This is a genomic window from Sutcliffiella halmapala, assembly GCF_002019665.1.
GTDB classification, from domain to species: Bacteria; Bacillota; Bacilli; order Bacillales; family Bacillaceae_I; genus Sutcliffiella_A; species Sutcliffiella_A halmapala.
In genome coordinates this window covers 2,981,553-3,006,946 of sequence record NZ_KV917375.1, presented here as the reverse complement: position 1 = coordinate 3,006,946, position 25,394 = coordinate 2,981,553, and the positions used below count along the sequence as shown (strand labels likewise).

Sequence of the window (25,394 nt, the reverse complement as noted above, 5' to 3'; positions counted from 1 at the left end):
GATACGAAAATGGACATTAGAAAACAGGCAGAAGAGATTGTCCAAGCACTTGGGGGAAAAGAAAATATTAGTGCTGCAACACATTGTGTAACACGTCTCCGATTGGCATTAAATGACGAAAGCAAAGTGGACAAGGATGCTCTAGAACAAATTGAGAGTGTAAAAGGATCATTTTCTACAAATGGGCAATTCCAAGTTGTCATTGGACAAGGTACGGTAAATAAAGTTTTTAAAGAGTTTGTAGAGATTACTGGGGTTGGGGAAGCATCTAAAGAAGATGTGAAAAAAGCAGCGGAGAAAAACCTAAATCCTATTCAACGTGCAGTTAAAACGCTTGCAGATATATTTATTCCGATTTTACCAGCTATCGTTACGGCTGGTTTGTTAATGGGTATTAACAATTTACTTACTGGAGCCGGAATCTTTTATAATGATGCATCTGTAATTGATGTACATCCCCAATGGGCAGATATCGCGGGAATTATTAACTTAATTGCTAATACGGCATTCGTCTTCTTACCTGGACTCATTGGTTGGTCAGCAGCAAAACGATTTGGTGGAAGTGAATTACTAGGAATAGTACTTGGATTAATGCTTGTTCATCCCGATCTTCTTAATGCATGGGGCTATGCAGAAGCACAAAAAGAAGGGGCTATTGATACTTGGAATTTCCTTGGCTTAGAAATTGAAAAGGTAGGTTACCAAGGTCAAGTGCTACCCGTTCTTGTTGCCGCCTATGTATTAGCTAAGGTTGAGAAATTTTTAACAAAACGAGTAAGTGATGGCTTCCATCTATTAGTTGTACCGCCTATCACTTTACTACTTACTGGATTTATTACATTCGTCGCAATTGGACCAATAACGTTTACTATTGGTAACTTTTTGACAGATGGCTTTGTTTCCATCTTTGACGCAGTACCGGTAATTGGTGGACTGATATATGGTGGGCTGTATGCACCACTCGTAATTACGGGGATGCATCATACTTTCTTGGCAGTGGATTTACAACTAATTACAGCTATTGGTGGAACATTCCTATGGCCAATGGTAGCTCTATCTAATATTGCGCAAGGTTCAGCATCTTTTGCCATGATGCTTGCAACAAAGGATGAGAAGTTAAAAGGACTAGCGCTAACTTCTTCTATTTCTGCTTGGTTAGGAATCACAGAACCAGCGATGTTCGGAGTAAACTTACGCTTTCGTTATCCATTCTTTGCTGCCATGATTGGATCAGCAATCGCAGGTATCATCATAACAATCGCCGGAGTTATGGCACCATCTATTGGAGTAGGTGGCCTCCCAGCCTTCTTCTCCATCCTTAACGAATTCTGGCCAATCTTCTTCGTGGGAATGGGAATCGTACTTGTTGTACCATTTGCAATCACCTACATCATTGCCAAAATCAAAATGAGGAAAGAAGCCAACTAACAAATGAACTGTAAAGGATTGTAAAACGGGACCTGGCCCCATTTTACAATCCTTTACAAATTTTTAAGTCTAGCATTCATTGATAAGATAGTTGTTTATGAATAACAAGGAAAATGAGTAAGGTTTAAATTGTGATTTTATGTAAATTAGTTTCTGACTCAAAATAGTTCAAAGAGGTGTTTAGTAGATGAGTAAAGTGCAACAGGAGCCGTGGTGGAAGCGTTCGGTAGTGTATCAGATTTATCCGAAGAGTTTTAATGATACGTCTGGAAACGGTGTAGGAGATATTCAAGGAATAATTGAGAAGTTGGATTATTTAAAGGAGTTAGGTGTGGATGTGCTTTGGCTAACCCCAATTTACAAATCTCCACAAAAGGATAATGGTTATGATATAAGTGATTATTTCTCCATTCACGAGGAATATGGTTCAATGGAAGACTTTGATCAACTTTTAAAGGAATCTCATAAACGTGGTATAAAAGTAATAATGGATATTGTCGTGAACCATACGTCAACAGAGCATGAATGGTTCCAGAAATCGAAAGAGGCAAAAGAGAACAACCCATATCGTGATTTCTATATTTGGAAGGATAGTAAACCTGATGGAGATGAACCGACAAACTGGGATTCAAAATTCGGAGGCAATGCGTGGGAATACGACAAACAAACAGGTCAATGGTACTTACACTTATTTGATGTAACCCAAGCAGATTTAAATTGGGAAAACGATGAGGTAAGAAAACAAGTATACGAGATGATGACCTTCTGGTTTGAAAAGGGAGTGGACGGATTCCGCTTAGATGTCATTAACCTAATTTCGAAAGACCAAAAATTTCCTGATGATGATGGTTCTGTCCCACCTGGTGATGGCCGTAAGTTTTACACAGATGGTCCACGTGTCCATGAATACATGAAAGAAATGAATGAAAAGGTATTCTCGAAGTACGATAGTATGACTGTAGGGGAAATGTCTTCTACCACAATTGATCATTGCATTAAATACACACGTCCTGACCGTAATGAACTGAGCATGACCTTTAACTTCCATCATTTAAAAGTGGACTACCCAAATGGTGAAAAATGGTCTGTAGCAGATTTTGACTTTCAACAGTTAAAGGATATTTTATCCACATGGCAAATAGAAATGCATGCAGGTGGGGGCTGGAATGCTCTGTTCTGGTGTAATCATGACCAACCTCGCATCGTTTCTCGTTATGGAAATGACAAAGAATATCATAAAGAATCAGCCAAAATGCTAGCAACAAGTATGCATATGATGCAAGGAACACCCTATATTTATCAAGGCGAAGAGTTCGGAATGACAAATCCAGGATATGTAAAAATATCGGACTACCGTGATGTAGAATCATTAAATACCTTCCGATTGAAAAAGGAAGCGGGCATGTCAGAAGAAGAAATTTTAGAAATTCTACGACATAAATCACGTGATAATTCTCGTACACCAGTTCAATGGAATAACAAAGAGCATGCCGGTTTTACAAACGGTACACCTTGGATTAGCGTAGCAGATAACTATCCTGAGATTAACGCTGAAAAAGCGGTAGAGACTAAGGATTCTATTTTTTATCATTATAAAAAACTAATCGAACTACGTAAGCAATATGATATCATCACATGGGGTGACTTCGAGTTAATCTTAGAAAAGGATCCAGATATTTTTGCTTATATACGTAATTGGAACGACGAAAAATTACTAGTTATTAGTAACTATTATGGGAAAACCACTGAGTTTTCTTTGCCAAATGACGTGGACATTGATGGTTACCAAGCTGAAATTCTATTGAGTAACTATAAAGACTCTTGTGAAAACTACAAGGAAATTACTCTTCGTCCTTATGAATCCATTATTTATCACTTGAAAAAGTAATGCTACAATAGTGTTGGGTGGTAAAGAGATGAAAAACAATAAATTCCATAGGATCTATCAAGAGTTAGTGAAAAAATTAGAGCAGCATGAGTTCAGTGTTGGAGATAAATTGCCCTCTGAACATGAATTAATGGAGCAATTTAACACCTCTCGTGAAACTATTCGAAAGGCGCTTAATTTGTTGGCGCAGAACGGTTTTATTCAAAAAATTCGTGGAAAAGGTTCCATCGTCTTAGATCGGACAAGATTTGATTTTCCTGTTTCAGGACTTATTAGTTTTAAAGAATTAGCAGAGAAAACAGAGAATACTTGGTTTACGAAAGCTCATGAACTCCAGCTTGTAAAAGCAAGTGATCAACTAAAAGAGTTACTGGGGGAAGACACGCTTTGGAAGGTTGTCCGTTCTCGTAATGTAGATGGAGAAAGTATCATCTTAGACAAGGATTACTTTCATACAAAGTATGTAGTTTCTTTAACAATATCAATTGCAGAGCATTCCATTTATGAATATTTAGAAAATGATTTAGGTTTACAAATAAGCTTTGCAGAAAAAGAAATCACTGTGGAAGAAGCGACAGAGGAAGATTTTGAATTACTAGATCTAAATGGGCAAACGCATGTTGTAGTTGTTAAAAGTGTCGTTCACTTAGATGATGCAAGCCCCTTTCAGTTTTCGGAATCGCGCCACCGACTTGATAAATTCCGTTTTGTAGATTTTGCACGACGTATGAAATGAAAAAACGAGCACAATCTTCCTGAATAAAAAAGGAAGCCTGTGGCTCGTTTTTGCAATTAGGATGAACCGATTTTACAGGTTCTTCGCTATCGCTTCTAATTCCTCGATAACGGATGTAAGCTCCTTTTCTTCCATTGAAGATAAATGTAAATGAAAATCGGTAAAGTTCATATGCATAGTAACTGGATTCGGTACCACAACACAATTAATACCTGCCTTAATTGCTGCCTGTGAGCCGTGGATGGAATCTTCAAAGGCAATTGTTTCTTCTCCAAGGACGTCTAAGTTCATTAAAGCCTTCATATATAATGCTGGATCAGGTTTAACCTGTTCGACATCCTCACGTGTCACAATAGCTTCGAAGTAATCAAATATATTGAGACTTTTCAAATATCCTACTACCCAATCGTGTCCTGAACTTGATGCCAAGCCGATCTTCAACCCCAGCTCTTTTGCTGTTTTCAGATAAGAAAGTACCCCTGGGCGCATAACAAGCTTAGTGGAGTTCTTTTGATACAAGAGACTTGCTAACTCCTCGATTTTTTCTTCCTCTAATTGTGGTACAGATGCCTTCAAGAGGTCATAAAGCACATGATTACTTGTACCGATACAGGTGCTATAAGCCTTGATAGAAAGCTCGTGTTGGTACTCACTGGCCATTACTTCTTTAAAACAGTCAAACCAAATCGATTCGGTATCAATTATTAGTCCATCAAAATCAAATATCAAAGCTTTTATCATCTAATGACTCCTAACAAATCTATTTTTAGTTTTATTATATCGTAAATATCCAAATTTTTTTAGCAAGTCGACTTATCTTTTCATATACTTGCAACAGGAGATTTTTTAGCCCAAAAAGTTCTATAAAGTGAGGGAACCTATATGGTGAGTGTCTGGGGAGTTGATTCCGCAGCAAAAGTAACAGAAGAACTATTTCAATGTGTCAAAGATAACTTTGGAACCCCTAAGTATTGGGGGAGGTACTTAGCAGAAGTGGAAGGAGTGTCAGATGGATTAACGAAACATGAAATCCAATATATTCGAAGTCGTGGAATGAAACTTTTACCCATTTATAATGTATTTGATAATGCGGTCGGATATGAAAAAGGAAGAGTAATCGCTCGAAATGCCGTATATCATGCAAGAAGATTAGGGCTTCCGAAAGATAAAGTGATTTTTGCTAATGTGGAACGCTTTTTTGATGTAGATGAAGCCTTTATCAGAGGATGGGTTGATTCTATATTTACAACGGGCTACCGTCCAGGTATCTATCATGATCCAATAGAAGGTGGTTTTGCGAGCGCCTATTGTGAGGCTGTTCAAAAAAATCCACAAGTAGCGACCCAAGCGATTCTTTGGAGTGCAGAACCAGAAACGGGTGTATCAACTGAACGGAAGGCGCCACGATTTGATCCAGCTTCTCCCCCATGTAAAGCGAATGTTTGGGCATGGCAATATGGAAGAGATGCCGATGCCTGCCCAATTGACACGGTGCTTGCTGATCGGAAGCTAATGCAATACTTATATTGAAGTGCAAAAACACGCGTTTAGGGAGCGTGTTTTTTTCCTTTTGAAACACTAATTAATTGGATGAAAGAGGTTTCCTAATTATTTTCTCGAATTCGCTCTTCCTTTTATCCTTTAATCTACTTCTTTCAATAACTTCTCAATATTCGATAGGCGTTCATTTAACTCATTATTTGCTTTTATTTGTACTTGTTGAAAGGCAATGTTCTCTCTATCTAATTTCAATCTTTCTTCAGCCCTTGCTTCCATTCGGCGAAATGCCCGAACAATAAAAATGATAATTAGAATGAGAAAGAGAATAGGTACCAATAATATTAATATAGTGATGGATTGAAAAATTAAATCTCCGAATGATAACATTCAATAAATTCCTCCTAGGGTGCGAATAGTTGTACTTCTAAACTACTACTTATCCTCCTTTTTTTTCTTTAACGTTACGGTAGCTGCCGCGTGTGAAATGAGGTTTTGATCCAAGGGGATACTAAAAGGAAGCAACTCAAAAAATTTCATTGCCTTCCCTGTTTTGGAGATTTCATGATGCCCTTTAATAAGACCTGCTGCCTCAAGCTTATGTAAATGCAAATAAAGTAGAGGCCGACTGATTCCTAACTCTCGCGCAAGCTGACTAACGTATTGCTTTTCTTCATTTAGTGCAGCAATAATCTTGAAGCGATACGGATTGGAAAGGGCTTCTAAAAGCTTTAGTAACTCGTCTCCATAGTTTGTATGTTTCATATGTAATAATTTTATTACATATGAAAATGTTTTACAATATGAATAGGAGAAATTTTCATATAACTAATTCCACTATTCTATATCTACAAAAACAAGGAAAGCATAAATCGCCTGTTGTGGACACCCTTAACCTTTCATGATTTCTTCCGATATAGAAAGTAAAGATAAGAAACTTATAAATGGAAGGACGTTCAAATTTTGGAGAATAAACATGGTATTTTACTAGACTCAGGTACAAATGAAGTGGAGTTTCTTGAGTTTTTGGTAGGAGCAACGAGCTTTGGGATAAATGTATTAAAAGTAAGAGAGATTATTAATCCAGTCGGTCTTACGAAAATTCCTCATTCTCATACATATATAGAGGGAATTATCGAGTTAAGGGGAGAGGTCCTGCCTGTTATCAGTCTTAGAAAAGCGTTATCCATAGAAGAAGAGAGCACTTTTCCTGAGGATAAGTTCATTGTTTCAGAGTTTAATGGTATAAAAGTCATTTTACGTGTGGATCATGTAACGCAAATTCATCGTCTTTCCTGGTCACAAATGGAAAAGCCAGCGTCCCTTAATCAAGGTCTGGAGGACCATGTGACAGGTGTCATTAAACAGCAAGGTAAGATGATATTGTTAGTAGATGTTGAGAAGATTATTTATGATATTTACCCGAATATTGATGGTATGCAAGGTAGAACTTATTCAATAAATCCTGCTAGAAGCGAAAAAGTTATCGTTATAGCGGAAGATTCACCTATGCTTCGAAAGCTTTTACAAGAAACTCTTGTTACAGCAGGCTTTGAACATTTATCTTTTTTTGAAAATGGCAAAGAGGCATGGGAGTTCTTTGAAGAAAAGGTGAAAAGCGGAGAAAGAAAAGTCGACCTTTTAATAACGGATATTGAAATGCCACAAATGGATGGACATCATTTAACGAAAAAATTAAAAGAAGATGGAACTTTATCATCAATACCAGTTGTTATTTTCTCCTCATTAATAACAGATCACTTACGCCATAAAGGGGAATTAGTTGGTGCAGATGCACAAATTAGCAAACCTCAACTAACAAGATTAATCGAATTAATGGATGAATTGATTGTTGCAAAATAAAAATAACTTTCCTATTTTTTAGGGTTTTCTAGAGTAAATTAATAAGGTAAAAGAGCCCACCAAATCATAATTTGGTGGGCTCTTTTTTATTGCCTAGAATCTAGCAGCTAGACCTTGGCTAAAATAATTCTACATCTTGAGAAAAACTATAAACTATTAGAAATGAACAATTACAAATAACTCTCCCCGAGACGCTTAAACACAGGCTTTTGGTAAGTTTTTTTGGTCGGCTTGTTTTGTCCATCTGTTGGGTAATAGTTGGCGTATTGTTGCAACAGGTTTTTGGCAACGGATAAAGACATGTTAGCCTTTGGGTTTCGATAATAGTCGTTTAATTCACCGAGGTGTGGAAGCTTAGCAAAGTCTTCCTTCGTAGGAGGGAGATGGAAGTAGTATTCTCCAGCAAGAACCAGCACATCTGATTGCTGGCGACTATTTTTCGGATTCTTAGAAAAGTGTAATCCTTTTTTTGATGCTTTCCCTTCAGCAAGTAGTTTCTCAAGAGCTTTTCGTTTTAAAGTGTACAGAAATTTCGGATCTGGTGCTGTTTTCGCATGGCGATTCACAGTAAAGATGGCACGAGAGAGGTTTTCAACAGAAGATTGCTTTGAGGTATCATTATTTCTTTGATTTGTATAGTAGTCTTGATTGGGCATTCTTTGATAGGCTCCTTTCTTTTCTTCATTATACTTATCTTTTACAAAAAAAGAAAGTGTAGTACCAAATTGTCTTCTGTATTTAAGAGAACTAGAGCATTTTTTTCTCTTTTCTGCATAATGGTATTAAAAACATTCGCTAACTTCGGGTGGGAAGTTGAGTTTCCCACCTCTATTATAATCAAATTTAGGATTGTTGTTATTGCTTTTGATTGGGTTAGGAGGGGAAAGTAGAATAAGGATAAACTAAGGTCGAATAGAGACACCAGTACCATTGGGAACAATGGATGCAAGTTCATTCACATCGGAGTTGTGCATTCTAACACAGCCTCTAGAGACAGCTTTTCCAATCGAGCTTGGATCGTTAGTACCATGAATACCATAAGAAACTTTTGATAAAGAAAGCCACATCGAACCATATGGTCCACCCGGATTTGGTTCGCGATTTACAATCACATAGTCACCAATAGGGGTATCATATAGCATTCTACCTACAGCTATCGGATAGGTTTTTCTAATTTGTCCGTTTTCCTTCAACGTTAAAGTACGGTTTGAGATGGATACCTCTATTGAAAAAGGAATGCTTTCTTTAGTAGGTAGACCAGGGATAATGATGTGTTGGCCAGGAAGAATCATATTTGGATTAGACAGTGGATTAACCTGCAATAATTGAGGTACTGTTCTTCTATAATCAATCGCTATGGAGCTTAGCGTTTCTCCAAGTTGTACAATGTGGATAGCCAATTACTACACCTCCTATGAAATGCTTTTGTTATTGTCAATGGATTAATATTTCTGACTGTTGATACATATTACTGCTTTTGAAAAAGGATGTTATCTAATGAATAAATTATACGGAATTATTGATATTGGTTCTAATACGATGCGGCTTGTTATTTATGGACGAGAAAAAAGCGGTCGGCTTAATGAACTGGAAAATGTGAAATCGCTCGCAAGACTGAGAAACTATTTACATCCAGATGGGTATTTAACCGAGACTGGTGTGCATAAATTAATAACAACCTTATTAAGTTTTCGGAAAATTACGGAATTCCATCAATTATCATCTATCAAATGTGTGGCAACTGCAACCATTCGTCAAGCATTAAACAAGGAAGAAATTATTCGCTTAGTCAACAAAGAAACAGGTTTTACTATGAGGGTTTTATCTGAATTTGAAGAAGCTTTTTATGGTTATTTAGCGGTGGTAAATACGACATCATTTATGGAAGGTATGACAATTGATATTGGTGGTGGAAGTACTGAAATCACTTATTTCAAAGATAGAGCACTAGCTCAATATCATAGCTTTCCTTTTGGAGCACTCTCCTTAAGTCAGCAATTTATAAGTAATGAACTTCCTTCTTCCGTTGAAATAGCTAAGATGAAGGAATTTATTAAGTCTAATTTCCAATCCTTGTCCTGGCTTGAAAACAAGAGGATTCCATTGATTGGAATGGGTGGGAGTGCAAGAAATATGGTTCAAGTAGACCAAGTCTTAAAGAATTATCCCCTAGCTGGTTTACATTTATATGAAATGCCTGCCGAAGATATTGCGACAATTGGGAACTATGTGCGTTCACTACCAGTGGAAGGGCTGCAAAAATTAGAAGGTATTTCCAAGGATCGGGCAGAGCTAATGATCCCGGCAATACACGTGTTTGAAGAACTCGTAGCTATTTCACAAGCACCATCGTTTGTGTTAAGTAGGAAGGGACTTCGAGAAGGAGTTTTATTAGAAGAATGGATGCAAAGCTTAACCGTAACAGAGTTTCCGAATGTAATAGCAGAAAGCTTCAATAAATTAGCAAAAGACTATGATATCAATCTAGAAAATGTAAAAAAAGTAACGGAAATACTGATGCAACTTGTAAGTGAGCTGAATAGATTAAAGATTATTTCTGTAAATAAGAAGGAATTGGAGGAGATGCAAAGAGCTGCATTTGTGTTCCATTTAGGAGAATATATTGATTCGGAAAATAGTAGTCAGCATACCTTTTATTTGCTTGCAAATCGGACTATTGATGGACTTATGCATAAAGAGCGAGTCAAACTTGCACTTATGGCGTCATTTAAAAACAAAATTATTTTTAAACAATATGCCTTCCCTTTTAATAGCTGGTTTTCAGAAGAGGAGATGAGAAGGTTACACTTATTTGGAGCACTTCTCAAGTTTGCATACAGTTTAAATAGAACAAAAAGAAACGTTGTAGAAACTTTGGAGATAAAAGTAGAGAATAACGAGCTATCATTTTTTATTGTAACTAAAAAGAATAGTGCTATAGAAGAATACCAAGCAGAAAAACAAAAAAAACATTTAGAAAAGCTCTTAGGATATACCATTACGATCCATTTTAAATAATTTAATCATTTATAAATTATGCCCTATACTTTGGGGAGTAAAGTAACGCTTTGTTATGGAGGTTATGGAATGAATAGCAAAGGGTGTTCCTAGATGGAAGTTACTAATTTAAAAAAAATCGAATTGAACGATCCCTCTTACTACAATAATCGAGAGCTAAGTTGGTTGGCATTTAATAAGCGTGTACTAGAAGAGGCAATCGACGTGACGAATCCGTTATTAGAGCGGTTTAAATTTCTAGGTATATTTAGTTCTAATTTAGATGAGTTTTTTATGGTAAGAGTAGCTGGAATTAAGGATCAAGTGAAAGCAGGCTTTAATAAGCCAGAAAACAAAGCTGGCCTAACACCCAAAGAACAACTTAGTAAAATATCACATGAAACTCATGGCTTAGTCCAATTGCTTTATCAAACATTTCAAGAATTAACGGAAGAACTTAATGTGGAGAAAGTAGTATTTCAAACAATGGAAAGCTTAACTTCAAAGCAAAAGAAGTATGTGGAGGACTATTTTGATGAACAAATTTTTCCAGTTCTAACGCCTCTAGCAGTGGATGCTTATCGGCCTTTTCCAATGTTACTTAATAAATCGATAAACTTAGCTATTACACTGGAATCTGTGGAGGAAACAGTAGAAAATAAAATAAAACGAGCTATCGTCCAGGTCCCCTCCGTATTAGAGCGCTTTATCGAGCTTCCAGAGTTGGAGAACAAGTACAGTTATATTATGTTAGAGGAAGTAATAACATCATATATCTATAAACTTTTTAGGGGTTATCAGGTACTTGCAATCACCCAATTTAGAATTACTCGAAATGCCGATATGAACATCCATGAAGAGGGGTCTCGGGACCTTTTGAAAGAAATAGAAAAAGAATTGAAAAGAAGAAAATGGGGAGCTGCTGTTCGTTTAGAAGTTCGTTCTGGTCAAATGGAACCGGATATACTTACCTATTTAATGCAAGAGTTAGAGGTTCATAGCAAAGATATTTATGTTGTGGACGGTCCATTGGATCCTACTTATCTATTTTCCCTATACAAGAAATTATCCTCAATCAAGGACCATCTAATCTTTGAAACACTCATCCCTCAACCCTCTAAACAGCTTGGATTTCAAGAAAATATTTTCGAAAAATTATTAGAAGAGGATATTTTGCTGCATCACCCTTATGAATCTTTTGAGCCAGTCATTGATTTTGTCAGAGATGCGGCAGATGATCCCGATGTATTAGCGATCAAACAAACTTTATACCGAGTAAGTGGTGGTTCCCCTGTCATTGAAGCCTTAAAACGCTCTGCTGAAAACGGTAAACAAGTAACAGTACTAGTCGAGCTTAAGGCCCGTTTTGATGAAGAAAACAATGTGCAATGGGCGAGGGAGTTAGAAAAAGCAGGTTGTCATGTTATTTATGGAATGACATCGTTAAAGACCCATAGCAAAATTACGTTAGTCGTTCGTAGGAAGGATAAGAAAATTGAACGTTTTGTACACTTAGGTACAGGAAACTACAATGATGCTACTGCAAAGGTATACACTGATATAGGACTTCTAACAGCTAATCGAAAAATAGGCATCGATGCCACAAATTTCTTCAACTATTTAAGTGGATATACACAGAAGCCGTCTTTTTACCATTTTTGTGTCGCTCCATTAGATATTCGGGAGAAATTCATTAGTTTGATTGACAAGGAAATACAATTTCATCGTAAATACGGGAACGGTAAAATAATTGCGAAAATGAACGCCTTAACAGATAAGTCATTGATTATGAAATTATATGAAGCTTCTAGTGCTGGTGTAAAAATTCACTTAATTGTACGTGGTATTTGCTGCTTACGTCCGGGATTAACGGGAGTAAGTGAAAATATTCGAGTTCGCAGTATTGTGGGAAGATTTTTAGAGCATAGTAGAGTCTATTATTTTTATCAAAATGGTAAAGAAAAAATATATTTGTCTTCAGCAGATATGATGACAAGGAATATGGAAAAAAGGGTCGAAATTCTATTTCCTGTCTTTTCTGGTCGACTAAAAAAAAGACTTAAGCACGTTATTGCGATGGAACTTTCCGACAATGTAAAGGCGCGTGAACAGAATGAAGCTGGAGAATATTATTATGTGAAAGTAGAATCTACTGAGGCAAAGCTAAATTGCCAACTTGCTCTCTTTCAGCTCGCTTATCATGTGAAGGAAGATGAGGAATAACAAAAAAGGATCGCTGCTAGAAAGCAGCGACCCTTTTTTGTTGATTTAGAAAAACGTACGGTGGACGGTTGTATAGTAAGGGGAGTTACGTCGAGCTTCAGCACCTAGCATTTCTGAGGCATAAGCTTAAACGAGAAGCTTGCACTATTGTTCTGTAAAGCTATTATCCTTAACGATAATAAGGATATGGATATGGGTAAGGTGGATATGGAGGATAATAAGGATACGGTTGGTAATAATACGGTCTTGGAGCGAGTAAAGAACCAACTGCTAATCCCCCAACAAAGGGTAAAAACGGAAACCCAAAGCCAAACCCACCAATTCTTCTAGTTCCATAGGGATTATTTCTTTGCATATAGACATACGCCTCCTTTTATAAGTTGATATATTGTATGGTTTTAAAGGAGATTGTGCGCTTATCATGCTTTCATGTAATCGCCCATTTTTATGTTTCAGAATTTTCTAAGGTGAAAATGGTAATTTCAGGTGGTGCTAGAAACCGAAATGGCTGCCTAGTTGTGCCAAGTCCGCGATTCACATAGAGTGTTAAGTGATTCAACTCATAGAACCCCTCATAATATTTAGACCCGAGTGGAGGAGTCACTATGGGGCCAATAAAGGGCAATTGCACTTGACCTCCATGAGAATGCCCAGATAATTGTAGAGATACTTGGAATTGCTCAGATATCTCTTTAGCAGCATCTGGTTCATGGGCAAGGAGAATCGTATAAGCTTTTTCTGGAATCCCCTGTAAGGTTTCGGTGAAATCTGGCCTACCTAACATTAAATCATCTACCCCAGCTATATAAATGCGACTTTTATCGATTAATTCAATATGTGTATGTTCATTTTTTAAAACCGTAAATTGAGAGGCAACCATAATTTCTTCATACGTTTCCGTTCCATACCCACCATGATCGTGATTGCCAAATATTGCGAATTTCCCAAACGGTGCTCTTATCTTATGGAGAACTGGAATCAATTGATCTGCGTAATCATAGTTTAAAGGATCATCCATAAGATCTCCTGTAAAGACCACAACATCTGGCTGTTCTTCATTGATTTTTATCACGATTTTCTCTAAATCTGCTATTTCAAAATGATGCCCAACATGAGTATCGGAAAACTGGACAATTTTCATTCCTGAAAAGCCTTTAGGGATTTTTGTATTCCTTATTCTATGAGCCTCTTTTTTTATTTGCTTCGGCTCTATATATCTAGCATACCAATACCCAATGCCACTAGAAATAAAGGCAAGAAAGGGAATGGTAAATAGTCGCTTAAAAAAACTTCTTCTCGATATTTTCTGCTTCATAAAAATCAACCTAACTATATAAAAATTTATTCAGTTCCAAAAATTGTTTTATTGGATTACTGTGTGGGAAAAGTTCACTTTTTGGGCCAGACTCTTCTCACTATAACTTATTATACCATCATCTATTCGGCAGTTCCTTGTTCTCTCTACATCTTTGAAGAAGTTTTGTTGGAAATTGAAAAAGATAACGTTTTCACTATTTTGAAAATTAAGATAGAATAAAAGAAATAATAGTTAGGGGGAATGAATGTGAGTGAGAAGAAAGTTGTTATTATTACAGGTGGATCAAGTGGAATGGGGAAGTATATGGCGCTGAAATTTGCCAAGGAAGAATATCAGGTTGTTATCACTGGAAGAGATTTGGAGCGTTTAGCTAGTGCAAAAGAGGAAATTGAAGGTAATGGAGGACAAGTATTAACGGTCCAGATGGATGTAAGAGATCCAGAACATGTGGAAAGAATGGTGAAATTGACGGATGAAGCATTTGGACGGATTGATGTTCTTGTAAATAATGCTGCAGGTAATTTTATTTGTCCAGCTGAAAAGCTTTCTGTGAATGGCTGGAAATCTGTTATTGATATCGTGTTGAATGGCACATTCTATTGTAGCTCTGCTGTGGGAAAATATTGGATGGAAAGAAAACATCAAGGCAGCATGATTAACATGGTTGCTACCTACGCTTGGAATGCTGGTGCAGGTGTTGCTCACTCTGCTGCTGCGAAAGCGGGTGTGTTATCGTTGACTCGAACTCTAGCAGTAGAATGGGGAACTAAGTATGGAATAAGAGTAAATGCTATCGCTCCAGGACCAATTGAACGTACTGGTGGTGCGGATAAATTAATGCAGTCCGAAGAGGAGGCTAGAAAAATCGCTGCAAGTGTCCCGCTAAAACGCTTTGGTACGCCAGAGGAAATCGCAGAATTAGCATTTTTCTTAAGCTCAGAAAAAGCTGCTTATATAAATGGAGAATGTGTCACAATGGATGGTGGACAGTGGTTGCAACCATTCCCATTTTAAACGTTTTGATAGATTGAATACTCGTAGTGTAACGAGAAGCAAGCTCTTTTACTCATAATTCTATCCCTTTTGGTTACATACTAATGAAAATTGGATAATCAAAAGGGAGGAATATCCTTGAGTTTGTTTTATAAGCATGAATGGGATGAAGAAAACAAAGAGCTGACCTTATATATAAACCCTTCCGAAGCATTTTTTGAATTTGCAGTAGAATTTACTAATCAAAAAGGTAGCAATGAGCGGAAAGAAAATTTATTAGGAGCAGCAAGGCAATACTCGAAACAACTCCTCCCAGTTACTCAAAACATTAAAAGTTACCGAGTGAAATTTCAGCAGTTTCTGGTTGCAATTTTAAAGGAAAAACAAGAGAGTTTACTTACAGAGCCTGAAATAGGTGAATACGGCTTTTATAAAATCAAACCAAATGATACACTCAAAGATATTTCTCAGCTCTTGCAAATAAATGAATCGGTCTTAATGAAGGAAAACAACTTAGTAAGTGATACCCTATTTGTTGGTATGGAATTAAAAATACCAGCTTATAGACATACCGTTGTCCCCTCTGACAGTCTTCAAAAGGTAGCCCAGCGATATGATACGACGAAAGAGGCAATCCGGAAAATAAATAAGTTAAATACAGATTGTATAAGTCCAGGACTTGAATTGAAAATTCCAATGAGAATGGTGTGAAAGACGTATTAGCTACTGGATTCCAGTAGTTTTTTGTTTTAAGTTGGGGAAAAATGTGCGAGTTCTGCTTTTCTTACTGAATTCTTAGTTTAGAATGAGAATTTTGATATAGAAACATGTTATAATTTTCAGAAATAAGGGTTAAAGGGGAGAAGGGTATGGATCCACTAGATATAATGACAAACTTAGAAAGGGTCATTCCCTATTATCAAGCAATTTTTAGTGCTGATAGACAAGAAGTGATCGGGTATGAGGTACTCGGTAGGATACAAATGGAAACCGCTGATGTGCATAGCTTAGGAGCTTTTTTTCATGATACTAGTATTCCTGATGAATATCGTTTAGAAGTAGAAAAAGTAATTTTAAACCAGGCATTAACAGCTTTTATAGAGGAAAAGAGTGGGTTGCTTTTATTTATAAATCAAAATGCACAGCTACTTTTAGTAGATCAAGGGGAGTCTCTATTGGAACTGCTACTTTCCTATGTTCCAAAGGGTTTGAAACTTGAGAACATAGTATTGGAACTGGATGAACATGCATATATTGGCGATATTGAGAATTTGCAGCATTTAATAAGTTATTATCGTACCTTTGGTATTCAAATAGCAGTTTCTAATATCGGTGAAGCAGGGTCAAATTTAGATCGTATTGGAAGATTATCACCTAATATTCTAAAAGTAGATCTACAAATTTTACGCCAAAGTCATGAAGTAAGCACTCATCAGGATGTATTATTCTCATTGGCGGTTTTGTCTAGAAAAATTGGTGCAACCTTACTTTATGAGAATATTGAGGCGTCTTATCAACTCCAATATGCATGGAGACACGGGGGAAGATATTATCAAGGCTTTTATTTACATAGACCAGGACCTACATTTATCCCAGAGGATTATGGGAAAAGCGTGCTGATCGAAAAATTTCAACAATTCATTCGTTATGAAAAAAGAAAGCTTGAAGCAATCCAGCAATTAACAGAGATGCTTCAGGATAAGATACAACAATTAATAAGTAAACATAAAAAAATGGAGGAGCTAGACTTGTGGCTTCAGCTTATAGCGAAAGAATTTTCAGATATTAGCTTCCGGATGTATATATGTGATGAAAATGGCTTTCAGTTATCGGCAAACCTAATGAAAGAGAATGGAAATTGGAAAGTAAAACCAGAATATAAAATGAAAAATTGGAGTTGGCGTCCGTATTTCTTAGAATATGTAATGAAAATGCGAGTGGAGAGAAAAGGACTTTTATCAGATATTTATAGTGATATTGAATCTGGGGAATCAGTTCGTACTTTTTCTTTTCCAATCAGTCCTAATCGCTACCTTTATATTGATCTTGCTTACGATTTTCTGTATGAAAATCAGGATTTTTTATAAGAAATGGTATAGAAACAGGTAGATAGCGGACCTTAAGAGTAAACATTGCTCGTGAGGTGATAAGAATGGGTCCTTTTGATTATATGTTAGCAATTTTAGCTCTGTTGATTATTGCGGGTGCCCTAATCTATACGTATAAGGTAGGGCGTCAAACAAGCGCTAGTCCAAGTGAAATGGATTCTGAAATCAGTGAGAAAGTCCAAGAGCATTATGTGCTACGAAATCCAATTTTTGTAGCTTGTATTGTTGGAGCTGTATTAATATTACTCTATATTGGATATGTAGCATTAACGACAAGTTGGTAAAAGAAGCTGACCGAAATTATTTTGGTCAGTTTTTTTGTTTATTTTTATACCAAAAAAAATCTTAGATAATATTGTTTGGAAGAAGATAGGCAGGGTATAACATTAGAAAAGAGAATATTTTGTCAAAATAGCAAGGAATTTTACGAACGGTTTCACACCATTAATGTATATAAACTTGGTAAAATTAGGAGACATAATTATAGGAGGAGAATAGATTGCAAAAAAAATGGACAAAGTTATTATTTGCATTAATTATTATTCTACTATTCGGTATACCTAATGTCGCAGCGGAAACTCCACCTTCAGATGAAGAAGTTTATTCATTTTTACAAGAAGCACAACAAGCTCAATTTTCCTTAGGAGAGAAACACCGAAGCTTAGCTGAGATTCAAGAAATATTAGACCCATATTTTACACGAGACTATCAGAGACAGTTTCTAGATGCTCATTTATTTGAAGAAGCACAAGGTTATATCACATATGGAACGGACTTTACTATATTTTATATTCCCTTCTTTACTTTTGATGTAGAGACCAAGATTCATCGAGTAGAAGCAACAGATACGATTTTCGCTTATGAGTTTTTTGAGGTAGATGAATCTATGCCTTATCTATATGAGAATCATTATGAATATGTTGAATTAAAGGTTACGGACCAAGGATTTAAAGTAGTAGGTTATGGAAGTGAAAAGGAAAAGCCCTATTTTCTAGCTGAGGGGAATAAAGCTATTACAGAACGACTTTCAACAGAGCGCTTTCAAACAGCCGATGTAGTAATTAATAGAAATGAATCGACTGTTATAGGGGAAAAGTTGTTTCATACTAATGAGGATTTACAAAAAGGTAAGCAAGATCTATTATCTTTTTATCAAATAAATAAACCTTTTGCCGTTGCTACACTCTATAATGGTACGCAATATTCTGCCTTTTCCTTCTTTCAATCGTTGCCAATGTTTGTCTCACAACTATTTTCTGTAAGTACTGATTCCCATGTATCGATAATAAGGTAGCAAATAAAAAGAGAGCATAGTTGCTCTTTTTTTATTTGCATAATTTCAGAAGGGAGAATAAATAAAAAGCTTTAATCCCTATATTATTAATGGTATGATGTATTCTCTGCTGGTTGGTGAGTTGCTTTTTTTAATCCTCTATTTGCAGGATTTGTTGTAACGTTTGTAAATCAAATCCTTTTACAATATGCTCATCCACTGTTACAGTGGGAGTGGAAAAGGATTGTAATTCGTAAACTAAGTATTCTCTAGCATGATGATCTTGTGAAATATCAATCTGTTCAAATGGAATGCCATGGTGTGTTAGAAATTGCTTAACTACTTGGCATGGTGGACAGTCGGGTTGTGTATATACAGTGATTTTCATTAATATTGCACTCCTTGTTAGAAAAAAATTCATATTTTTATGCGCTCTTTTCTGTAGTTTTAGACTACAATAAGAGGGAAATAAAAATGTAACATGAAAATATTAATATTTCTACTCTATTTTTCCTACAAAAAACGAATGTTCAACGCATTGTAGGTTAATGATATAGGTAGAAGGAATAGAAGGAGAGTTGTGACATGTCACTATTAGTAGGAATTGTAAAAAGATTAAATGATTTAAAAGAAACTTCAGAGACTGGAAACGAACCAGCTCAACGTTTCTTCGAAGTAAATGGAGAAAAGGTATGTAGCGTAAAATTTTACGACAAAACTAATACATATGAATTAGAAGTTTTTATTAAAGGCGAGAGTCCCAAAACGTATCAATTTGATAACATTGATATGATTGCCATTGAAATTTTTGATCTAATCCATTAATTAAGAAACTATGTTGCCAATCGCTTAGTCATTCATTACGGAGAGGACGAGTTTTATGGGAAAAAGCATAGACGATTACATAGATAGAGGCTTAAAAGGTACTCCTGAAATAAGACCTAGTGAGAGAAGAGAATACTTAACTCAGCTAAGAGAGCGGATTATTTTAGCTCTTACCAACGGGCAAGTAATGCAAACGAAAGTGTATGCTCCTATTGTTGATTTGATGAAAAGGTATCCTTCATCTCGGTTGTATTTAGATGGAGATATAAATTATGCACATCTTTCTAAATATACTCGCATAGCCAATCAACATAATATTTCATTCACTATTGTAGATGATAAAGCCGCCACTACCAATATCGGGTTAGTGCTTGCGTTACCAACAGCTATTGATAAAGAAGATATCTTTGTAGAAAATGGAGAGTTTAAGCGACATTTACGTTAGGAGTGGTTATCATGATGCCAGTTGTTCATTGTCCTAAATGTAATAGAGAAGAAGCTTTAGACAGAGTATTAACTGCACAATCCAATCAAAATGTGATTTATAAATGTCCTCACTGCGCCTATTCAAAACGACAAATCCATACAAGCAAAGGTTAAAACCAAGCTAATTAGCTTGGTTTTTTTTGTGGGTAAGAATCGAGATCTTTATTAAATTTGGATTTGTCTTTCTTGAATGAGCTGAATCAGCATTTCGGTGTATATTAGTTAGCTGATCCTGTCCATACTGATACTATTTCAAAGGGGAAACAACAAACTATCTTAAAAGTACTAATTTTTTGTTCCTTTCCATCATATATGTTAAGTAGGAAAGTACAAAAGAAGGAAGTGGCTTAATGGATAACCCCAGTAAGTTTTATAATATTACCCACGGCTACCTTACTTTTGAACAAGCTTTTTTACAGATACTTTCTTTTATCCAAAAAGATGTAAAGGCCTCTTATTTGTTGTCAATTGGAACAGATTCTCATGTTCATCAAAAAGAAACCAAATTTATGACGGCTATTCATTTACATCGGGTAGGAAAGGGAGCATGGGGATGTGTAAGACCTTATATTGCTAGAAGAGCTATTCGCAGCTTGCATGAGAAAATTTCACTCGAAACAGCATTAAGTCAGGAAGTTGCGATGTTATTTTCTAATGAACGGTTAGAAACCATTCAAAATTTGTTAATTCCTCACTTAGAGCAGGGTGCTGATTTTCGCTTTGAAATTCATTTGGATATTGGGCAAAAAGGAGCAACAAAAGACTTTATCCAGGAAATGACTGGAAGAATTACAGCGATGGGGTTTGATGCGAAGATTAAACCTGACGCTTACGCTGCTTTTTGTTATGCAAATCGATATACCAAGTAGCGGTTATTAAATGGAAGGGGACAGGAACCATATGGTAAGCTTTACGGAAGAAGAAAAGGAATTACTTGTATCCTTGTTAATTTCTACAAATTTTGCGAAAGAACTCGTAGTTAATGAAATTAACGATATTGAAATAGGAGAAAAGAAGCTTGAGAGTAACACGTATATAAAATTAGTACAGCTTTACGACAAAATTTCATCGTAATATTTTTAAGCTACTCTTAACACGAGTAGCTTTTTTTGTCGAATAATAAGGTAATATTTATTGGTTTATCATTCGAGTAAGAAGCAAATTTATGCTACAATGATAATGGTCAATTATGAAAAGTATCATATACTATTTCTGAGAGTAAACAAAGAGAGGAAGAACATTCATGATCAGCCTCCATAATGGTGAAATTTTAGGAACTACAATTGCGGAACTAATCATACCAGCAGAGAGGGTAGCACATGTTCAAGTTAAGAATAACTTAGAACATGCTCTATTAGTGCTAACCAAAACAGGATATACAGCTGTACCTGTATTAGATCCTAAATATCAATTGCATGGTTTAATTAGTACAACGCAAGTGATGGATTCGATTCTTGGATTAGAGCGAATTGAATTTGAGCGGTTAGAGAACATGATAGTGGAAGAAGTTATGAACAAGGACATTCCACGACTCAACTTAAATAATAACTTAGAAAAGGGATTAGAACTTCTCGTCAATCACCCATTCATATGTGTGGAAAATGAAGAACAGGTTTTCGAGGGAATCCTAACAAGAAGAAGTATTCTAGAACGCCTAAATACACAAATTCAAAAACTCAACAAATAAAAGGGACCTTTTTAGGTCCTTTTTTTCGTTTCATCCATTGGTTTGTTTGAGGTTCCGACATAGACAAAGAAATTCCTGTTGGTGTCTGGCTCGACAAGCGCCCCGGAAAGTGAAGCTTCGTGGGAAATCCACAGCGATGTTTAACAGAGCCAACAAATAATAAGAGTAAAAGATGATAAAAGGAACAGTTGAACTTTGGTAGCCAAGGAAGTAGATACACGGTACAATTTAAGTAGAGGCACGAAATAGTTTTTTGGGAAGGATGCATTATGTTAGAAAGAAGGGGAATGGTATGGGAACTGCGGTTAAAGAGAGAGTAATACTTGGACAAGATCAGAAGAAAAAGACTAAACGTCCTTTTGTGTTAGCAGCAATAATGCTCGCGATGTTTATGGCTGCAGTGGAAGCAACTATTGTATCCACTGCCATGCCTGCTATTGCGGCAGATTTAGGTGGTTTTTCATTATATAGCTGGGTTTTTTCTTCTTATTTATTAATGAATGCTGTTACCGTTTTAATTTATGGGAAGCTTTCTGACCTTTTTGGGAGAAAACCGATTTTAACTTTTGGTATAGTTGTGTTCTTAATTGGCTCTATTCTTTGTGGTATGGCAGAGTCCATTGAAATGCTTATCTTCTTTCGGTTTATACAAGGCTTTGGTGCAGGTGCGGTTATGCCGATTGCTTCCACAATTGTTGGAGATATGTATACGAAAGAAGAAAGAGCAAAGATTCAAGGCTATTTATCAAGTGTATGGGGAATCTCGGCAATATTAGGTCCTGCTATTGGAGGGCTATTAGTTCAATATGTCAGCTGGCGTTTTGTTTTCTGGGTGAACATTCCACTCGGTATTTTAGCAATAATCGGGTTATTTCTCTTCTTGCATGAAGGAGTAGAAAAGAAAAAACATTCCATTGATTATGCAGGAGCTGGATTACTATTCATTTCTGTTAGTAGTTTTATGTATGTGTTGGTAGAAGGTGGAGTTCGTTGGCCATGGTTTTCTCCTCAAATCTTAGGAATTAGTGCCCTAGCAGTAATTACGTTTATTCTCTTTATCTTCCAAGAGAGAAGAGCGGTCGATCCGATGATGCCATTTGACATTTGGAAAGAGCGCTCCATACTAATCGCAAACACAACCTCATTAACAACTGGAATGATGTTAATTGGTATTTCAAGCTTTTTGCCAGCTTTCGTACAAGGTGTGATGGAAAGACCGCCTATTGTTGCAGGGTTTACCTTGACAACTATGTCGATAGGTTGGCCAATCGCTGCTATGATTGCGGGTCGTCTTTTATTGAAAATTGGATTTAGGACGACTTCAATAATTGGTGGAGTTGCACTTGTATTGGGAAGTATCATTTTTATGACATTAAGCCCTGATGACGGCCCGGTATGGGCGGCGTTTGGTTCCTTTATGATTGGGGTTGGGATGGGGTTTTCGACCACTTCCTTTATTGTTTCGATTCAAAGCACGGTTCCGTGGCAAAAGCGAGGAGTAGCTACTGCATCAAACATGTTTATGAGAACATTAGGTAGTACCATTGGAGCGGCGTTATTAGGAGGTATCTTGAATTCACGCATCCAACAACACTTGAAGAATAATGGGGTTAGTGAGGAGTTTTCCCTCGATTCGACAACTCTATTATTGAACGAGGCACAAAGAAATCAATTATCCGATTCTATGCGAATACTTCTACAGGATGGATTAACATCGGCCTTGCAGTCTGTGTATTTAGTAGTTGGAGTCATTGCTGTCATCAGTTTTTTCTTAATCTTACTCCTCCCTAAAAAAGAATAACACGAATAAAAATAAAGCATCTGTCTCCATAAAAAGGAAACAGATGCTTTATTCATGTTTTTTGAAGAAATTCAATACGATTACCAAAGGGGTCGAAAAAACTAAAACGTTCTACGTTTGGGATAGGGATTTCTTCTTTCATGATGACTTTTTTGGAATGTAGAAATTGTTTCACTTCTATTAGATTTTCGACTTCAAATGCAGGGTGTCGTTTGCTTTTTTCTCCGTTCATATTCTCGACCCCAATATGAAGTTCAATATCACCAACTTCGTACCATAATCCACCATTGGCTTGTAATGATACTGGCTTAGGTATTTCGGTTAAGCCTAGCAGTTGAGAATAAAACTCCCTAGCCTTATTTTCTGCGCCAACTGGAATACATAATTGAACATGATTAAGTCGGTTTATTTTTATTTTCATACTAATCAGTCCTTTACACGAAAATTTTTATTATCAAATAGCCTATTAAAAAAATGGAAAATCCAGCTAATATTTTTTTCCATGGTAGATGCGATAATTTTGGCGCCAATCTAACAGCTGCTTGTGCACCTAAAAATGATCCGATTCCAAGTAAAACACCTACTCGCCAATCAAAAAGGCCCATTGCAAAATAAACAGTAAAAGAAATAAAACAACTTGAAAGTGTTAGAAGTCGTGTAAGCCCAATACTTGTCAGAAAAGTATATCCTGCATTTAAGAAAGAATGCATAAGAAGTGTGGCTTGACCGGGGCCGAACAACCCGTCAAATGCACCGATAAAAACATAAGTTGGAAGAAAAAGTTTCTTAGGTGGCTGTCCTCCAAGATTTTCTTTTTTCCGAGACTTTCTTATATTCAGAGCAGTTGCAAAAATTAATAGACAAAGCGCAATTCTTAAGAGAATCCCCTCTGATAAAAATGAAGCAAATAAAGCTCCCATAAGGCCACCAAGTAGAGTAAATGGTACCAATGATAGTCCTAATTTTAAGTTTACTTCTTTGCGTTTCCATAATAAATAAAAGCTACTGAAAGAACTAAATGTATTGGAAAACTTATTAGCAGCAATAGCAGAATGAATTGGAATTCCAAGAAGAAGCATGGCAGGAAGGTTAATGAGTCCACCACCACCCCCTAACGTTCCAACAAATGTAGCGACAAATCCTATCAATATAAGCAAAAAAAAAGAATTTTCCATGAGTATCTCCACCCTCAAATAAGTTGACTATTCTATTTCATTGTATGTCTGGGAAAGTCATAATGAAATATCAAATAAATTAAGATATAATATAAGAAAAACTTATATTGAGGGTGTCGTTATGAATTCATCAGAATTCCACATTCTTTCTGTTTTAGCAAAAGAAAAAAATATGAGAAAGGCAGCTGAACGCTTATTTGTTTCTCAGCCGGCATTATCACAGCGTCTTCAAAGCATCGAAAAGATATGGAATACCAAGATTTTTATTCGTACTCAAAAAGGCTTACTAATTACTCCTGCTGGTGAAAAAATAGTAGAATTTGCGGATGAGGTAATTGCAAAGGATGCAAAGGTGAGGGAAGAAATCTTCTCCCTCGATAAAGAAGTATATGGAACATTAAAGATAGCAGTTGCGACGATTATTGGTCAGTATTGGCTGCCGAAAGTTTTAAAGAAATACATACAAAGGTATCCAAATGCAAAAGTGTCCTTAATCACGGGTTGGAGTAGTGACATCGTTAAAAGTCTATATGAAGATGAAGTTCATATAGGCATCATTCGAGGGAATCCAGAATGGAAAGGTGTCAAAAAGCATTTACTGAGTGATGATTTATATGTGGTGGATACTGAAATTAAGGAATTAGAAGAACTTCAACATACAGAACGCCCCTTTATTCAATTTAAAAGCGATTCTACCTATTATCAAGAGATTCAGGTTTGGTGGCATAAGGAATTTCAAACGCCTCCGAAAAGGACTATTGTTGTTGATCAAATTGAAACGTGTAAACAGATGGCATTAAACGGAATTGGTTATGCTATACTTCCTTCTATTACTTTGCAAGAAGAATACGATCATATAAATAAAATTCCACTTACACGTAAGGCAGACTTTAACTTGCATCGGGATACATGGCTAATTGGATATGAATCTGCTTTTCGACTAAAACAAGTAGAAGCTTTTTTAGAAGTGCTAAATGAATGCGCTCCGGGTAGAAATAAAGGTAGCTAGAATTTAATAGTGAATCCTTATTGTGGAATCAGAATTATCTAAATATCTGGGTGCTACCATTTTAAATATGTTACATTTTACTTGTCA

At 36.3% G+C, this 25,394-nt stretch carries 30 protein-coding genes; 20 read left to right on the top strand and 10 right to left on the bottom strand.

What is annotated here, in order from left to right; all coding sequences use genetic code 11:
• The first annotated feature begins 9 nt into the window (after positions 1-9).
• From treP to treR, 3 genes are all read left to right on the top strand, one after another.
• Positions 10-1,428, top strand: a complete 1,419-nt coding sequence (gene treP, locus BK580_RS14890; RefSeq protein WP_078381104.1) for a PTS system trehalose-specific EIIBC component — start codon at positions 10-12, stop codon at positions 1,426-1,428.
• Between the two features lie 187 nt (positions 1,429-1,615).
• Positions 1,616-3,316 carry an alpha,alpha-phosphotrehalase gene (gene treC, locus BK580_RS14885; RefSeq protein ID WP_078381103.1) on the top strand — a complete coding sequence of 567 codons (1,701 nt, stop codon included), beginning with the start codon at positions 1,616-1,618 and terminating at the stop codon, positions 3,314-3,316.
• Between the two features lie 28 nt (positions 3,317-3,344).
• A complete protein-coding gene (gene treR / locus BK580_RS14880; protein WP_078381102.1) occupies positions 3,345-4,052 on the top strand; it encodes a trehalose operon repressor in 708 nt (235 codons plus the stop codon).
• 72 nt (positions 4,053-4,124) lie between these two features.
• Here the strand turns inward: treR and BK580_RS14875 are convergent, their stop codons facing one another.
• Complete coding sequence (locus BK580_RS14875) at positions 4,125-4,793, bottom strand: HAD family hydrolase (RefSeq protein ID WP_078381101.1); 669 nt, start codon at positions 4,791-4,793, stop codon at positions 4,125-4,127.
• A 141-nt stretch (positions 4,794-4,934) separates the two neighbouring features.
• Between BK580_RS14875 and BK580_RS14870 the strand changes: the two genes are divergently transcribed.
• Complete coding sequence (locus BK580_RS14870) at positions 4,935-5,582, top strand: glycoside hydrolase domain-containing protein (RefSeq protein WP_078381100.1); 648 nt, start codon at positions 4,935-4,937, stop codon at positions 5,580-5,582.
• A 111-nt stretch (positions 5,583-5,693) separates the two neighbouring features.
• Here the strand turns inward: BK580_RS14870 and BK580_RS14865 are convergent, their stop codons facing one another.
• Positions 5,694-5,939, bottom strand: a complete 246-nt coding sequence (locus BK580_RS14865) for a hypothetical protein (protein ID WP_078381099.1) — start codon at positions 5,937-5,939, stop codon at positions 5,694-5,696.
• Between the two features lie 45 nt (positions 5,940-5,984).
• The gene (locus tag BK580_RS14860) at positions 5,985-6,314 is read right to left on the bottom strand and encodes an ArsR/SmtB family transcription factor (protein ID WP_078381098.1); all 330 of its coding nucleotides are present in this window, start codon (positions 6,312-6,314) and stop codon (positions 5,985-5,987) included.
• Between the two features lie 198 nt (positions 6,315-6,512).
• Between BK580_RS14860 and BK580_RS14855 the strand changes: the two genes are divergently transcribed.
• On the top strand, positions 6,513-7,412 hold the full coding sequence (locus BK580_RS14855) for a chemotaxis protein (RefSeq protein WP_078381097.1): 900 nt from the start codon (positions 6,513-6,515) through the stop codon (positions 7,410-7,412).
• Positions 7,413-7,582: 170 nt separating this feature from the next.
• On the opposite strand, the gene BK580_RS14850 is transcribed toward BK580_RS14855, so the two are convergent.
• Together BK580_RS14850 and BK580_RS14845 are read right to left on the bottom strand one after the other, a co-directional pair.
• A complete protein-coding gene (locus BK580_RS14850; RefSeq protein WP_078381096.1) occupies positions 7,583-8,068 on the bottom strand; it encodes a YkyB family protein in 486 nt (161 codons plus the stop codon).
• Positions 8,069-8,314: 246 nt separating this feature from the next.
• Entirely contained in the window at positions 8,315-8,812 is a 498-nt protein-coding gene (locus tag BK580_RS14845; protein ID WP_078381095.1) for a L,D-transpeptidase family protein, read from the bottom strand.
• Positions 8,813-8,909: 97 nt separating this feature from the next.
• Here BK580_RS14845 and BK580_RS14840 point away from each other — a divergent pair, with 97 nt between their 5' ends.
• On the top strand, positions 8,910-10,430 hold the full coding sequence (locus tag BK580_RS14840; RefSeq protein ID WP_078381094.1) for a Ppx/GppA family phosphatase: 1,521 nt from the start codon (positions 8,910-8,912) through the stop codon (positions 10,428-10,430).
• Between the two features lie 93 nt (positions 10,431-10,523).
• A complete protein-coding gene (locus BK580_RS14835) occupies positions 10,524-12,632 on the top strand; it encodes an RNA degradosome polyphosphate kinase (protein ID WP_078381093.1) in 2,109 nt (702 codons plus the stop codon).
• 169 nt (positions 12,633-12,801) lie between these two features.
• On the opposite strand, the gene BK580_RS14830 is transcribed toward BK580_RS14835, so the two are convergent.
• Both BK580_RS14830 and BK580_RS14825 read right to left on the bottom strand, forming a co-directional pair.
• On the bottom strand, positions 12,802-12,987 hold the full coding sequence (locus BK580_RS14830) for a hypothetical protein (protein ID WP_078381092.1): 186 nt from the start codon (positions 12,985-12,987) through the stop codon (positions 12,802-12,804).
• Between the two features lie 90 nt (positions 12,988-13,077).
• Positions 13,078-13,947, bottom strand: coding sequence for a metallophosphoesterase (locus tag BK580_RS14825; RefSeq protein ID WP_078381091.1), 870 nt, complete (start codon positions 13,945-13,947; stop codon positions 13,078-13,080).
• A gap of 243 nt (positions 13,948-14,190) precedes the next feature.
• Here BK580_RS14825 and fadH point away from each other — a divergent pair, with 243 nt between their 5' ends.
• The 5 genes from fadH (at position 14,191) to BK580_RS14800 (ending at position 18,345) form a co-directional block, all read left to right on the top strand.
• Complete coding sequence (gene fadH, locus BK580_RS14820; protein WP_078381090.1) at positions 14,191-14,964, top strand: 2,4-dienoyl-CoA reductase; 774 nt, start codon at positions 14,191-14,193, stop codon at positions 14,962-14,964.
• A gap of 117 nt (positions 14,965-15,081) precedes the next feature.
• A complete protein-coding gene (locus tag BK580_RS14815; RefSeq protein ID WP_169865028.1) occupies positions 15,082-15,654 on the top strand; it encodes a LysM peptidoglycan-binding domain-containing protein in 573 nt (190 codons plus the stop codon).
• A 158-nt stretch (positions 15,655-15,812) separates the two neighbouring features.
• A complete protein-coding gene (locus BK580_RS14810) occupies positions 15,813-17,030 on the top strand; it encodes an EAL domain-containing protein (RefSeq protein WP_078381088.1) in 1,218 nt (405 codons plus the stop codon).
• A 65-nt stretch (positions 17,031-17,095) separates the two neighbouring features.
• Positions 17,096-17,335 (top strand): hypothetical protein, encoded by a 240-nt coding sequence (locus BK580_RS14805; protein ID WP_078381087.1) that lies wholly within the window; start codon positions 17,096-17,098, stop codon positions 17,333-17,335.
• Between the two features lie 215 nt (positions 17,336-17,550).
• Positions 17,551-18,345: a DUF3993 domain-containing protein gene (locus BK580_RS14800; RefSeq protein WP_078381086.1), complete on the top strand. Its 795-nt coding sequence runs from the start codon at positions 17,551-17,553 to the stop codon at positions 18,343-18,345.
• 130 nt (positions 18,346-18,475) lie between these two features.
• Here BK580_RS14800 and BK580_RS14795 read toward each other — a convergent pair whose 3' ends face one another.
• Positions 18,476-18,712, bottom strand: coding sequence for a glutaredoxin domain-containing protein (locus tag BK580_RS14795; protein ID WP_078381085.1), 237 nt, complete (start codon positions 18,710-18,712; stop codon positions 18,476-18,478).
• 197 nt (positions 18,713-18,909) lie between these two features.
• On the opposite strand from BK580_RS14795, the gene BK580_RS14790 reads away from it, so the two are divergent.
• The 7 genes from BK580_RS14790 to BK580_RS14765 all read left to right on the top strand — a co-directional run bounded on the left by BK580_RS14790 (position 18,910) and on the right by BK580_RS14765 (position 23,123).
• The gene (locus BK580_RS14790) at positions 18,910-19,149 is read left to right on the top strand and encodes a YkuJ family protein (protein WP_078381084.1); all 240 of its coding nucleotides are present in this window, start codon (positions 18,910-18,912) and stop codon (positions 19,147-19,149) included.
• A 55-nt stretch (positions 19,150-19,204) separates the two neighbouring features.
• Positions 19,205-19,594, top strand: a complete 390-nt coding sequence (locus tag BK580_RS14785; RefSeq protein ID WP_078381083.1) for a YueI family protein — start codon at positions 19,205-19,207, stop codon at positions 19,592-19,594.
• A gap of 11 nt (positions 19,595-19,605) precedes the next feature.
• On the top strand, positions 19,606-19,749 hold the full coding sequence (locus tag BK580_RS23650) for a hypothetical protein (protein WP_169865026.1): 144 nt from the start codon (positions 19,606-19,608) through the stop codon (positions 19,747-19,749).
• Positions 19,750-19,985: 236 nt separating this feature from the next.
• Entirely contained in the window at positions 19,986-20,504 is a 519-nt protein-coding gene (locus tag BK580_RS14780) for a ribonuclease H-like YkuK family protein (RefSeq protein WP_078381082.1), read from the top strand.
• Between the two features lie 31 nt (positions 20,505-20,535).
• Positions 20,536-20,709 (top strand): antirepressor AbbA, encoded by a 174-nt coding sequence (gene abbA, locus BK580_RS14775; RefSeq protein ID WP_078381081.1) that lies wholly within the window; start codon positions 20,536-20,538, stop codon positions 20,707-20,709.
• 169 nt (positions 20,710-20,878) lie between these two features.
• Positions 20,879-21,322 (top strand): cyclic-di-AMP-binding protein CbpB, encoded by a 444-nt coding sequence (gene cbpB / locus BK580_RS14770; RefSeq protein ID WP_078381080.1) that lies wholly within the window; start codon positions 20,879-20,881, stop codon positions 21,320-21,322.
• Positions 21,323-21,614: 292 nt separating this feature from the next.
• Positions 21,615-23,123 (top strand): MDR family MFS transporter, encoded by a 1,509-nt coding sequence (locus BK580_RS14765; RefSeq protein WP_078381079.1) that lies wholly within the window; start codon positions 21,615-21,617, stop codon positions 23,121-23,123.
• A gap of 52 nt (positions 23,124-23,175) precedes the next feature.
• On the opposite strand, the gene BK580_RS14760 is transcribed toward BK580_RS14765, so the two are convergent.
• Positions 23,176-23,544 carry a VOC family protein gene (locus BK580_RS14760; protein WP_078381078.1) on the bottom strand — a complete coding sequence of 123 codons (369 nt, stop codon included), beginning with the start codon at positions 23,542-23,544 and terminating at the stop codon, positions 23,176-23,178.
• Between the two features lie 13 nt (positions 23,545-23,557).
• Entirely contained in the window at positions 23,558-24,298 is a 741-nt protein-coding gene (locus tag BK580_RS14755; RefSeq protein ID WP_078381077.1) for a sulfite exporter TauE/SafE family protein, read from the bottom strand.
• Between the two features lie 121 nt (positions 24,299-24,419).
• Between BK580_RS14755 and BK580_RS14750 the strand changes: the two genes are divergently transcribed.
• On the top strand, positions 24,420-25,307 hold the full coding sequence (locus BK580_RS14750; RefSeq protein WP_078381076.1) for a transcriptional regulator CcpC: 888 nt from the start codon (positions 24,420-24,422) through the stop codon (positions 25,305-25,307).
• The last annotated feature ends 87 nt before the right edge of the window (positions 25,308-25,394 follow it).

Bases quoted from the DNA above. Each gene is read 5' to 3' on its own strand.
- BK580_RS14825 (WP_078381091.1), bottom strand. From the start codon at position 13,947: ATGAAGCAGAAAATATCGAGAAGAAGTTTTTTTAAGCGACTATTTACC.
- BK580_RS23650 (WP_169865026.1), top strand. From the start codon at position 19,606: ATGATGCCAGTTGTTCATTGTCCTAAATGTAATAGAGAAGAAGCTTTA.
- BK580_RS14840 (WP_078381094.1), top strand. From the start codon at position 8,910: ATGAATAAATTATACGGAATTATTGATATTGGTTCTAATACGATGCGG.
- BK580_RS14865 (WP_078381099.1), bottom strand. From the start codon at position 5,939: ATGTTATCATTCGGAGATTTAATTTTTCAATCCATCACTATATTAATA.
- treP (WP_078381104.1), top strand. From the start codon at position 10: ATGGACATTAGAAAACAGGCAGAAGAGATTGTCCAAGCACTTGGGGGA.
- BK580_RS14805 (WP_078381087.1), top strand. From the start codon at position 17,096: ATGGGTCCTTTTGATTATATGTTAGCAATTTTAGCTCTGTTGATTATT.
- BK580_RS14830 (WP_078381092.1), bottom strand. From the start codon at position 12,987: ATGCAAAGAAATAATCCCTATGGAACTAGAAGAATTGGTGGGTTTGGC.
- cbpB (WP_078381080.1), top strand. From the start codon at position 20,879: ATGATCAGCCTCCATAATGGTGAAATTTTAGGAACTACAATTGCGGAA.
- BK580_RS14860 (WP_078381098.1), bottom strand. From the start codon at position 6,314: ATGAAACATACAAACTATGGAGACGAGTTACTAAAGCTTTTAGAAGCC.
- abbA (WP_078381081.1), top strand. From the start codon at position 20,536: ATGGTAAGCTTTACGGAAGAAGAAAAGGAATTACTTGTATCCTTGTTA.
- fadH (WP_078381090.1), top strand. From the start codon at position 14,191: ATGAATGTGAGTGAGAAGAAAGTTGTTATTATTACAGGTGGATCAAGT.
- BK580_RS14785 (WP_078381083.1), top strand. From the start codon at position 19,205: ATGGGAAAAAGCATAGACGATTACATAGATAGAGGCTTAAAAGGTACT.
- BK580_RS14780 (WP_078381082.1), top strand. From the start codon at position 19,986: ATGGATAACCCCAGTAAGTTTTATAATATTACCCACGGCTACCTTACT.
- BK580_RS14755 (WP_078381077.1), bottom strand. From the start codon at position 24,298: ATGGAAAATTCTTTTTTTTTGCTTATATTGATAGGATTTGTCGCTACA.
- BK580_RS14790 (WP_078381084.1), top strand. From the start codon at position 18,910: ATGTCACTATTAGTAGGAATTGTAAAAAGATTAAATGATTTAAAAGAA.
- BK580_RS14810 (WP_078381088.1), top strand. From the start codon at position 15,813: ATGGATCCACTAGATATAATGACAAACTTAGAAAGGGTCATTCCCTAT.
- BK580_RS14795 (WP_078381085.1), bottom strand. From the start codon at position 18,712: ATGAAAATCACTGTATATACACAACCCGACTGTCCACCATGCCAAGTA.
- BK580_RS14760 (WP_078381078.1), bottom strand. From the start codon at position 23,544: ATGAAAATAAAAATAAACCGACTTAATCATGTTCAATTATGTATTCCA.
- BK580_RS14850 (WP_078381096.1), bottom strand. From the start codon at position 8,068: ATGCCCAATCAAGACTACTATACAAATCAAAGAAATAATGATACCTCA.
- BK580_RS14765 (WP_078381079.1), top strand. From the start codon at position 21,615: ATGGGAACTGCGGTTAAAGAGAGAGTAATACTTGGACAAGATCAGAAG.
- BK580_RS14870 (WP_078381100.1), top strand. From the start codon at position 4,935: ATGGTGAGTGTCTGGGGAGTTGATTCCGCAGCAAAAGTAACAGAAGAA.
- BK580_RS14835 (WP_078381093.1), top strand. From the start codon at position 10,524: ATGGAAGTTACTAATTTAAAAAAAATCGAATTGAACGATCCCTCTTAC.
- BK580_RS14875 (WP_078381101.1), bottom strand. From the start codon at position 4,793: ATGATAAAAGCTTTGATATTTGATTTTGATGGACTAATAATTGATACC.
- BK580_RS14750 (WP_078381076.1), top strand. From the start codon at position 24,420: ATGAATTCATCAGAATTCCACATTCTTTCTGTTTTAGCAAAAGAAAAA.
- treC (WP_078381103.1), top strand. From the start codon at position 1,616: ATGAGTAAAGTGCAACAGGAGCCGTGGTGGAAGCGTTCGGTAGTGTAT.
- treR (WP_078381102.1), top strand. From the start codon at position 3,345: ATGAAAAACAATAAATTCCATAGGATCTATCAAGAGTTAGTGAAAAAA.